Annotated in this window: 10 protein-coding genes and 2 pseudogenes; 6 read left to right on the forward strand and 6 right to left on the reverse strand. The window is 42.8% G+C overall.

What is annotated here, in order from left to right; translation table 11 throughout:
- The first annotated feature begins 65 nt into the window (after positions 1-65).
- Positions 66-329 carry a type II toxin-antitoxin system VapC family toxin gene (locus DSM107010_RS35285; protein WP_106168119.1) on the forward strand — a complete coding sequence of 88 codons (264 nt, stop codon included), beginning with the start codon at positions 66-68 and terminating at the stop codon, positions 327-329.
- Here DSM107010_RS35285 and DSM107010_RS39075 read toward each other — a convergent pair.
- The 5 genes from DSM107010_RS39075 to DSM107010_RS35305 form a co-directional block, all read right to left on the reverse strand.
- Positions 315-476, reverse strand: coding sequence for a hypothetical protein (locus DSM107010_RS39075; RefSeq protein WP_158631951.1), 162 nt, complete (start codon positions 474-476; stop codon positions 315-317). The two genes, DSM107010_RS35285 and DSM107010_RS39075, sit on opposite strands and share 15 nt — an antisense overlap.
- Positions 477-620: 144 nt before the next feature.
- Positions 621-920 (reverse strand): hypothetical protein, encoded by a 300-nt coding sequence (locus tag DSM107010_RS35290; RefSeq protein ID WP_106168120.1) that lies wholly within the window; start codon positions 918-920, stop codon positions 621-623.
- Positions 921-1,031: 111 nt separating this feature from the next.
- Entirely contained in the window at positions 1,032-1,283 is a 252-nt protein-coding gene (locus tag DSM107010_RS35295) for a hypothetical protein (protein WP_106168121.1), read from the reverse strand.
- Positions 1,284-1,375: 92 nt separating this feature from the next.
- Positions 1,376-2,377: a ParB/RepB/Spo0J family partition protein gene (locus DSM107010_RS35300; protein WP_106168122.1), complete on the reverse strand. Its 1,002-nt coding sequence runs from the start codon at positions 2,375-2,377 to the stop codon at positions 1,376-1,378.
- Positions 2,370-3,164, reverse strand: a complete 795-nt coding sequence (locus tag DSM107010_RS35305; RefSeq protein ID WP_106168123.1) for a ParA family protein — start codon at positions 3,162-3,164, stop codon at positions 2,370-2,372. Before DSM107010_RS35305 ends, DSM107010_RS35300 begins: the two co-directional genes overlap by 8 nt.
- A gap of 345 nt (positions 3,165-3,509) precedes the next feature.
- On the opposite strand from DSM107010_RS35305, the gene DSM107010_RS35310 reads away from it, so the two are divergent.
- The 4 genes and pseudogenes from DSM107010_RS35310 (at position 3,510) to DSM107010_RS35325 (ending at position 7,499) form a co-directional block, all read left to right on the forward strand.
- Positions 3,510-4,460, forward strand: coding sequence for a hypothetical protein (locus DSM107010_RS35310; protein WP_127025209.1), 951 nt, complete (start codon positions 3,510-3,512; stop codon positions 4,458-4,460).
- A gap of 424 nt (positions 4,461-4,884) precedes the next feature.
- Positions 4,885-5,175: pseudogene (locus DSM107010_RS35315) on the forward strand (alcohol dehydrogenase); the annotation flags it as partial.
- Between the two features lie 94 nt (positions 5,176-5,269).
- A complete protein-coding gene (locus DSM107010_RS35320) occupies positions 5,270-5,665 on the forward strand; it encodes a nuclear transport factor 2 family protein (protein WP_106169815.1) in 396 nt (131 codons plus the stop codon).
- A gap of 536 nt (positions 5,666-6,201) precedes the next feature.
- Positions 6,202-7,499, forward strand: a pseudogene (locus tag DSM107010_RS35325) (IS701 family transposase).
- A 72-nt stretch (positions 7,500-7,571) separates the two neighbouring features.
- On the opposite strand, the gene DSM107010_RS35330 reads toward DSM107010_RS35325, so the two are convergent.
- Positions 7,572-8,210, reverse strand: a complete 639-nt coding sequence (locus DSM107010_RS35330) for a type I restriction endonuclease (RefSeq protein WP_106169812.1) — start codon at positions 8,208-8,210, stop codon at positions 7,572-7,574.
- Between the two features lie 520 nt (positions 8,211-8,730).
- Between DSM107010_RS35330 and DSM107010_RS35335 the strand changes: the two genes are divergently transcribed.
- On the forward strand, positions 8,731-9,054 hold the full coding sequence (locus DSM107010_RS35335; protein ID WP_258184037.1) for a cupin domain-containing protein: 324 nt from the start codon (positions 8,731-8,733) through the stop codon (positions 9,052-9,054).
- Positions 9,055-9,434 lie beyond the last annotated feature (380 nt).

Here is a 9,434-nt window from a genome sequence, read left to right on the forward strand (position 1 = left end):
TTACTTGACCTTGAACGAATGCGCCCTCTTGCACTTAGTCATGGAATTGACATTCAAATTTCCAGGTGCAAGATATAAGTCTAATTACTCCAATAGAAGCGAGCGGCACGATTGAGGATCTACTACTGCTCTCGATTCCCACAGTGGAATCACAAACCGTTCTACGTCAAGCCTACAGCTTAGCCAGTCGTTTTGACCGCACTGTCTATGATGCGCTGTATTTGGCGCTTGCAGCTTTCATGCCAGCCAAACTCGTGACCGCCGACTTGCGGTTGTACAATACCGTGAGTTCGCAACTGGAATTCGTCCAGTATCTAGGTACTTACTAGTGCCGCTCTAGCTGCGCGGCTGGGTAATCGCGACGCGATCGCCGCTTCTGTTGCAGCACGATGGCGAGGTGATTTCTCTGCTGGCACTACAACAAGGTTTGGGAATGCCGTTGGTTGAAGTTTGGCTGTTGAATATTTCTTCCCCATATCAGCAGTGTGTATAGTCAGGAAATTCAGGGCGGTTTTGGAGAGTGCTCTAGATGAAATCTGCTTGGAGCAGAAACCGACTCCAACTTAAATTTTCTTGCACGATTGTCCTAAGACTTCCTCAAGAGTCGAACTACTTCCGCTTTAGTCATAGGGACAAGACTCCCAAACTTCGTTCTCAATCTCCCACTCAATCTCCCTCAGCTCTTGCTGCCACTGTGAGAGCGATGTTGAGTTGAACGGCTGGACATCTATTGCTTCCCAACCCTCTGGCAGGCTTGGCACTTCTGCTCTCTCTCTGAATGCCTGCCAAACTGCTTCTGCTGGAGATTCACTCGCTGGGCTAGGCAATGTCTCAGAAGATGCTTCCAACTTTTGTGCCTCAGCGCTTTTTTCCCTCTTTTGCAAATGTTGGCGTTTGAGCAGTTTTCGGCATTTATCCATACATTCTCTTCCACAAAAATCGGCTCTCAGACAAGGCGCAAGCGTGCTTTGAGGTTGCACGCACTAGCAACAAAATTGCCGCACTTGCTAGTCAACCGTTGTTTTCACATGCTATGCCGTTGTTTTACTTTTCTCCCTTTTGACCAACACGGGTCTGGGTTTCTTTTTTTTGGACTTTGGATCTTCGCTAGCCCGCGTTCCTGGAGGACGGCAAGTCTCACAATACAACGGTCTTGAACCATAAGTTTCTCGTTCTGTAGGTTGGCTGCACTGCTGACAAATGAATTTGAACAGTCGGGTGTGAATCGTACGCTCGTGGGCGCGGACTGTATACTCTTTGACGTGGATACGCTTAGATGGCATGAAGAAAAAATTTTACTGACAGTATTGACTTTGCGAATTTTGATTGAACGCTAACTCATCTACAATCAAGCTAACAATTAATTATTTTTAAGTTAACTATTTGATTGTCTTTTTGAGAGTTCTTGGATTTTCGACTCTAGTTTATTTAAAAGTTTTTCTACTTCCTTTTGACTAACGCTATCCCAGTTTTTGATTTGATTGATTTGTTGTTGAACTGACTTCACCCTTCGGGTCAACATTTTGCGAAGTGGTTCTGGCTTCTGCTGCTTGATAGATGGACTTTGAATCAATAGCTGGTTCACACGTTCGAGCAGCTCAGTAGTAGATAGGTTGCGTACAATAGCTTCTTGAAGGAGCAGTCTGCGCTCTGACTCAAATCTCGGATGTTTGAGTGGAATTAGCTTTTCAGCTTTGGTATAGTGCAGTTTTCCAGAGCGGACTGAATCTAAAAGGTCTTGTGGTAACTTTCGCAGCGGTAGATAATGCCGAGTAAAAGAGCTAATCGCAACAGCCGTTATAGTTGGTACGATCGCTTCAATAGTCCTCCATTGAAAACTATTAGGGTCGATTGTTTTGTTACTGTGTTGCCAGAATAAAGCCTCTACATCTGGCTCTGCTATCTTCAGCTCTAAGGACAAAACCTCAATTACCATATCTGCTTCTTCTAAAGCATTTAGTTGATTGCGCAGAGCATTTGTAGCTCCAGCAATTTTAGCAGCAAGAAGATCGTCTACATGAACGATTTTGGTTGGAGCTAATATCCTCAAACGCAAGCATGATTCTCGCCGATGATTGCCACCCAATAATTCATATTTACCAAAAATTTCCGGATGCGGTCTAGCAATTAGATCTTCTAACACCCCAATATCTCTAATGCTCCGCATCAAAGACTCAACTTTTTCCTCGTCTAAGGGACGGTTCTTTTTTCTCGGAATTAGATCTTCGGGAGCAAGCTGTCGAGTTGTGACACCAACTTCCGTCAGTACCTGATTTAGATCTTGTTTAGCATTTAGCCCTCCCTCTAATGCTGAAACCACCTTTAGAGTCTTAGGATCTCCTAACATGTTAGTCATATCTAACTTGTTTTTAGGCATAGATTATCTCCAAAGCTAACAATCGCTCTACCACAGCTTGATAAGGAAGAATTAGTCTCTCGATCAATTCCTCGCTCTCCTTGATACTGTGATTTTCCCGAATGTAGCGGTCAATTGGAATTCCAGCTAATTGAGACTCGGTAAACTTCACCGATTTTGGAACGGGAGCGAATACTGTAACTCCTTCCACCTTTGACAGTGAAATCAAAGCTCCCTTGCTAATATTAGTTGTATCGGACATGGTAGGAAGTACGCCCAAAATTTCTAGAGAGGGATTAGAACGCATTTGAACTGCTTGAATAGTATTTAGTAGCTGTTTATACCCTTTTGCTGAAAAATACTGGCATTGAACTGGAATTAGAATCAACTCGGCTGCTGTCAGAGCAGAGTACGTTAGTCGTCCTAATGATGGAGGACAATCGAGCAACACGTAGTCGTACTGACTCAGCTTGCCGAGTTGATCTTTTAAAATAAAATGAGAGTCCGGTTCGGCAATTAATTCGGCTTCCTTTTGTGCTAACCCAATATCCGATGGAATTAAATCGATCCCCCATCGTGTTGAGACAACAATCGAGTTTGGGTCTTGTCGAGGATTAAAGAGATTGGAAGCAGTCAGTTGCTCGTCGTTGATTTCTCGCACTCCTAACCCGTCCGTCAGGTTGGCTTGAGAATCAAGATCGACGACAAGGCAAGTTTTTTGAGTGCCAATCAACGATGCCTTGGCGATGGTGGTTGTGGTTTTGGCAACCCCCCCTTTCTGGTTGGCGATTGCGACAATTTTGGTCATGCTTTTGAAATTTCTCCTAGAGGTTTGTGTAATTAGCCGATCCTCAGTGTTTAACTACATTGTTTGACTTTGGCGCTCGATTATTGGCTTTCATCTTAGGTGCTAGAGTTCTGGTTAGCAACTTGTCCAGATCGATCTAATAAAAAACTTAATAAGATTTTTTGTTTAATGACAGCGTTGTCATTAGATGATGGCAGTTGGATGTAGGACGACACTGCCTACTGTACCGGCGGCAATCGATCTGCTAGTTATGACACTCATCGCAGTCGATCGTATTTCAAGTTGCCGTGCTACCATAAGCGGCAATTGTGTTGTTTGAGATTGGCACTCCATCAATTCACGGTTATGGCATCTACAGAAGCAATAGCTGCTGCATTTAGAATCGACCCCCAAATCCTTGAGAAATGGCTAGAGGGGAAACAGCCGGTTTTGGCGAAATACGCTTCGGCTCATCAACAGATTTTCGCGCAATTTGAGTACATTGGAGGAGAATGGCATCCTAAGCTAGATCGGCAGTCAAGTGTTGCTATGCTCGACGAACCAAGCCAAAGCCAAAATGCCGTCGAATCCGATCGCGTACAACACCCAAACTCCAGTGAGGTAGATTTAGAGCCACAGTCAACAGCAATGTTTCAAGCTGTTGGCATCGTCACAGGAGCGGTGCATTTGGATTGGGAAACTCATAAACACAGCGCGATCATCAATGGCTCGACCTACCCACTTTTTTACATATCCCAAAAGCGGAAAGCGTTTGAAGCGCTCAAAGCGGAGGTCGCTGCCACTGGCAATTCTCGCCAACGATTAATTGTTTACCCCAGAGTCATCCATTTCCCTAACAAACAGCGAGCGCATGAAATTGCGTTTCAACTCGTTGGATTTGATAAAGGGCAGCAGACAAAACAGGAAGTCTCAAGAGAGCTGCTGGACTTTGAGTTTAAGCTAGCGGGACTATGGCAGTTTATTCCCGTCTGTCGTATCCCCTGCATCTCTATTTTTCGCAACTTTTCTTCCGAACGATTGGATTACATCAAACAAGCTGAACCTGCTAAAAAGGTGAAGTTCCTCAAAGCCAGCCATCTGCCGCTATTGTGGAAAGATGCACCATGTAAGCCATTTAGGTTCAATCCAAAAGCCGAAGGAGACCAAGGACATCCAACATTTGTCACGCTCAAAGTCAAGTTTCTACCCGAACGCAATGTCTTCAGTTTTGTAGAACAGTTAACTCCCGTGCAAGAAACTGCACCCCCGTTTCTCAAAGCTTCTAAAAAAGACAAAGCCTCGTTACGGCGACAGTAAAGACATAGGAGAAGAGATCGCGCTTTCGTCCTCCCAAAATTTCTAAAGCCAATTTAATAAATCTTGAAAGTCTTTATTTGCTATTTCTTTTAACTTTAAATCTTAGCTTCTGCAAACGAGATCGCTTCTAGGACTAGCCCTTTCAAGGTGTTGTGTTTTGTACAGATTTGCTGTTTGGTTGAAAGATAAAGAAATCTCAAAATGAAATGAAAGAATGCTACTAGGTCAAGTATTTGAGCGCTTTATTCAAGAAAGCCCAGTTTCTGTAATGGTGCGTGGACTTCTGGAGAAAGCCCTTTGTCCTATGCGCTTAATCTTCTCCCTCATTCTATCTACAACTATAGTGTATCACTACCATAAGCAAGCCCAAGCTCCTTAAACTCTATCTACAACTGTAGTGCAGATTTTCTTTACGAATCAGCTCTTAGTTATAGTTGGTTTCATGACCGAATATGGCAAAAACTTAGAAGAGATCGCCCAACCTCGTGTTTATCACAAACTATTTTGGAAAGCTGCTTCTGTACGCGGTTTTCTCATGCCTCTCTATCAAAAATATGCTGCTGAAGCACGCGCTCGCCTATTAAATCTTTTCTACTTTGGCAAACTTAAAGTTACTGTCGCTCCAACTCAGTTTAACGGTATAGAATCCATTCCTACTGCCGTTAAATACCTACTCGATGGACAAAATTGTGGCAAAGTGGTTGTCAGATTTTAGCTATTATTTTCATAGGTTGCAATAATTTATTACGCTTCCAGTAGCGAGGAGCCAAAATTAAACTTATAGATAAAAGCTACAGATAAAAAATCAGATGACACAAGAAATGAACCGTACCTTAAAAATTGCTCAACAAGCGTTTGAGTATTTTCAACACGGACTAGCAACAGGAGAATGGCAGCAGTTTCTCGATATGCTAACAGACGATTTTAGTTTCTGGTTTCCGATGGGAGAATATCACGGCTTAAATATAGGAAAGTCACGGGCGATCGCTTTTGTTGAATATTTTTCCCAGACGTTTGAGCAAGGACTCACCCTCACTCTCGATCGCGTTACGAGTAACGAAACAACGGTGGTATTTGAATTTCGCGATGAAGGACTGATGCGAGGAGAACCTTATAAAAATCGAGTAGCAGTTTCCTTTGACGTACGGGGTGACAAAATTTGTAGCTACCGAGAATACTTTGGTAGTGATGGGAAATCAAACTAAAGGAATACACGACAAGTGCGCTCTCTAGGGGCAGAAGTGTCAAGAGCTGCTGAGCCTACAAATCGGGCTGGCAGAGGCAGTTCGCGCGGATCGACTCCGGCTTCTAACATCTAAAACAATAAATTTTCCAAATCTCGCACTGATAATTGGCGTGACGCAAAATCAAAAGTTTTTGAGCCGGGGAGAATAGCCTTCGCACAGTCAGCACCTACGTTTTTTGAACGATGTTTTTATATTATCTTTTCAGAAAGCTTCCAAGGTGACTGGCAAGCTGCCGAAATGCTGATGCCAAAGACACTTTCAATTTCAAGAGCGCCGCCGAGGTTTCACACGTGCCATAGCGCTTCGCCAGCTTGGTTTTTGAAAGCCCCTGATAAGTTTTCATTGGCTAAGTGCAGGGCTATTCTAAGCTTAGAGAATGAAATAGCCCTGGGAATCAACTCCGTTCAGTCATCGGAAAATACAGTTATTAACCCTGTTTTATCACTCTGGTAGTAACATAATAGGACGCAAACACCCAAACAAAGACACAGAGTATGGTAGAACCTCGTCCACCCGCAGCGACAGTAAAATTTGTGGACGAATACTGTCAATGGTATGAAAAGCTGTTTGCGCCTATTGAGGAAGCAGCTAATATCGGGCGGGTGTCCCGCCCGATATTAGCTGCTTAGCTTTGAAGCTTTTAAGTACCTGCATGTAGGGATGATATCGGAGATAAAAAGGAAAAGCTTGCTTGCAATAGCAAGAATTGCGGGGTTAGAGAACCATCAACCATTACATCATTTTTTAACCCATTCACCTTGGGAAACACAAGAGAGAAGAAATCGAAGATTAGAGTTAATATTACAGGTGTTACAAGGAAGATCAATCATGTTGATTGTTGGAAACAGGAGACAAGAAAAAAGGAACATCAACAGATTATGTGAAACGGCAGTATATCGAAAACTTGGGAAAAACCGAGAATGGAATTGTGGTAGTGACAGTGTATGGTGTTTTCTGTGGAATGACATTTCCATTACTGTTTGAAGTGTACAAACCTAGGGAGAGACTAAAAGTAGAAGATCAATATCGAACAAGCGCCAGAAATAGCAGCACTACTGCTAAAACAAGTAGAGTCAATGGGTTTTAAGTTCAACTTGGTACTGGCAGATAGCTTATATGGTGAGAGTAGTACAAATTTCATCTCGGTATTAGATGACCTGAGGTTAAACTATATAGTGGCAATTCGCTCAAATTATTCCATAGAGATACTTCCAAGACAAAGAATTCAATATTTAAAGTGGCATAAATTTCAAAGGGTATTTTCTGACCTGACGAGAGAAAATCGCTTCATTAGAGAAATTATCCCAGGCAAACCTGGAGAAATTAGGTATTGGCAGATTACTACAGATATTGAGCAATTACCTGAGAACTCTACTTGGTACGTCATGAGTAAATATCCAGATATTACCCCAAGAGAAGTTGGCAACTTCTACGGGTTAAGAACGAGGGCGCGAGTATGGATTAAAACAAAGTAAGAATGAGTTAGGATGGGCTGATTTTCGGATGACCAACTATGACCAGATTGAAAAGTGGTGGGAGATGGTGATGAGTGCGTTTTTGATGGTGAGTCTGTTCGCTGATGCCTTCAATCACTCTTGTCCGATAGCCCATCAACAGTTTGCGGAGGCATTCTTGGTGGAACAATCAAAGCGGTTGGAAATATCTGCTCAATTATTTGCGCTTAATCATCCAACCATTGATTTGTTTCAATTGGCTCAACAGATGGTTAGAAGTATTTCCTATCGCTTCATTGCACTTTGGGTTTGAGCAACTCATCGGTAGGATGAATTAGTTTATTTGTCCCATCGTGCATCAGCTCAACTCACAACTGATATTTTCTTCTGCTTAGAGTGATAAAAGAGGGCTATGTTGTCAGCTCCCGCATGACTTGACTCAAGCGTTTTAAAACTTGCAAAGCGCCCTCGAGTTCTCGATTTGAGGTTAGTGGTGCAAATACGCGCGAAAGAGCGTAGTGCCGCAGCTCTTGTTGAACCAACTTCACGAAAAAAATTTCATCGCCATTAGTCACCATGCCAAAGCTAGGTAGCCCAGGCTGAGGGTTTGCCATCAGATAAGCCAACGTTTGAGGCAGAGCAGCCCAAACCGACAATGCAGTTTTCTTTGACTCCACCACCACTACCCATAGCTGCTCCAACAGCACCAGCACATCGATTCGCCCTTGCAGTATTTCTTCCCCATCATCTAATGTCAATTGTACAGATGCTTCCGCACGCACTCGAAACGGTGGATCGTACAGACCCGCAATTGCTAGCAGTGGAGATGCTAGTAACAAGGTGACAGTTCCTTCTAACAATTGCCCGAGCGAGCGCTGATAAAGATATCGCCGCCATAGTTGCTCGATTGCTGTTTGCTCAGACACCGAGACTTCTGGCAAACTCACCTGCCACTCTAAGAAAAACGTCTCGTCCTCAGCGCGCGACAAGTCAAATCGTCGTTCTGCTTCGGCAAGAGTCGTAATAGCTTCAGTGATGGCAATAGACATATTGGTAACAGCAAACAGGCTGTGCTTATGCTATCAAATTCAGTTATCAAATTCTCTGCTGTTTGAGTACCGAGGGTGCGATTGGTCAAACTGTATGCAATGGCGTTCTGTCGTCAAGTTTTTCACGAACAGTGTGCCGAGAACTCAACTGTCAGTAAGTCAGCCACAAATGCGGATAGAAGACAGATGCCGATGTGTTAATTGATAGGACTTTATAACCAACAGTTCATCAAATCATCTATCGACAAAGTAGATTTTCAATTGTAAAAAATTCACCTGATTTTCAGTAGTAGATATACGATTGTAGCTTCTAGAGCCTAGAATATATACATTCGCTCGTCGTCTTCATGCCTTCATCGAGTTGACCAACCATCTCATCACTCTGAATCAGAAAAATAATATTGTTTAAGCTCAAAACAATAGCAGAGAACAACACAATGATTATCCAGCAAACGGAGTTGAAATCAAGCACCTCACAGAATTTAGGTCTGAAGAACTTTTTGGTGCAACGATTACTCGGCTGCTATCTCGTCAACAGCTTCCAACTGTTGGATTCAATCGGGTAGAAATTCTCAAGGGAGCTACGCTTAAACCTCATACTCACACAGCTTCCGAATCCTTCATCTACCTTCTCGAAGGAACAGCAATTGTGACGTTAAACGAAAAGAACTTTGGTGTTAAAGCTGAAGATACTATCTATATTCCTGCGGGTGCTAGTCATGGCTTTAGTACGCCTGATGAAGCAGTTGTATTGCTTTCAGTGCAATCACCTCCTATTTATCCAGAGTCAAGTCTGCCAGACATCCATTTTGGCAATCCAAACAGCTTAGGTGAAATGAATTGAGAGAACACTATTTTCTCTCTAAATCTGACATCGATATCAGCTCCAACGGAGATATTTATGGGTTTATCGGTAGTATGGCAAAAAACGGTAGGCTGAATAATACGACAAGAGAAAAACATCTTGTTTCCCTCTGATGAATCCTAAGACTCTGTTTCAGTGGCGATATTTTCAGCCAGAAATCATTCTGCTTCGAGTCAAATTATTAGTATTTTATGCTGGGAATATTTCTATCATATTTACTTTCTTTCTACAACAAACTACATCAAAAATCTATAAGCCAATCGTTTTTCATTGACTTACGCCATAATCTTTTTCCATAACTTCTAAGTACCTCATCTGTCTCTGTGTCAAATATAACGAGCGCTGCATCGTCTCTAAAA

The organism is Chroococcidiopsis cubana SAG 39.79 (assembly GCF_003991895.1).
In the GTDB taxonomy this organism is placed as follows: Bacteria; Cyanobacteriota; Cyanobacteriia; order Cyanobacteriales; family Chroococcidiopsidaceae; genus Chroococcidiopsis; species Chroococcidiopsis thermalis.

Coding starts and splice junctions, on each gene's coding strand:
- DSM107010_RS39075 (WP_158631951.1), bottom strand. CDS start 476: ATGGGGAAGAAATATTCAACAGCCAAACTTCAACCAACGGCATTCCCA.
- DSM107010_RS35290 (WP_106168120.1), bottom strand. CDS start 920: ATGGATAAATGCCGAAAACTGCTCAAACGCCAACATTTGCAAAAGAGG.
- DSM107010_RS35295 (WP_106168121.1), bottom strand. CDS start 1,283: ATGCCATCTAAGCGTATCCACGTCAAAGAGTATACAGTCCGCGCCCAC.
- DSM107010_RS35300 (WP_106168122.1), bottom strand. CDS start 2,377: ATGCCTAAAAACAAGTTAGATATGACTAACATGTTAGGAGATCCTAAG.
- DSM107010_RS35305 (WP_106168123.1), bottom strand. CDS start 3,164: ATGACCAAAATTGTCGCAATCGCCAACCAGAAAGGGGGGGTTGCCAAA.
- DSM107010_RS35310 (WP_127025209.1), top strand. CDS start 3,510: ATGGCATCTACAGAAGCAATAGCTGCTGCATTTAGAATCGACCCCCAA.
- DSM107010_RS35320 (WP_106169815.1), top strand. CDS start 5,270: ATGACACAAGAAATGAACCGTACCTTAAAAATTGCTCAACAAGCGTTT.
- DSM107010_RS35330 (WP_106169812.1), bottom strand. CDS start 8,210: ATGTCTATTGCCATCACTGAAGCTATTACGACTCTTGCCGAAGCAGAA.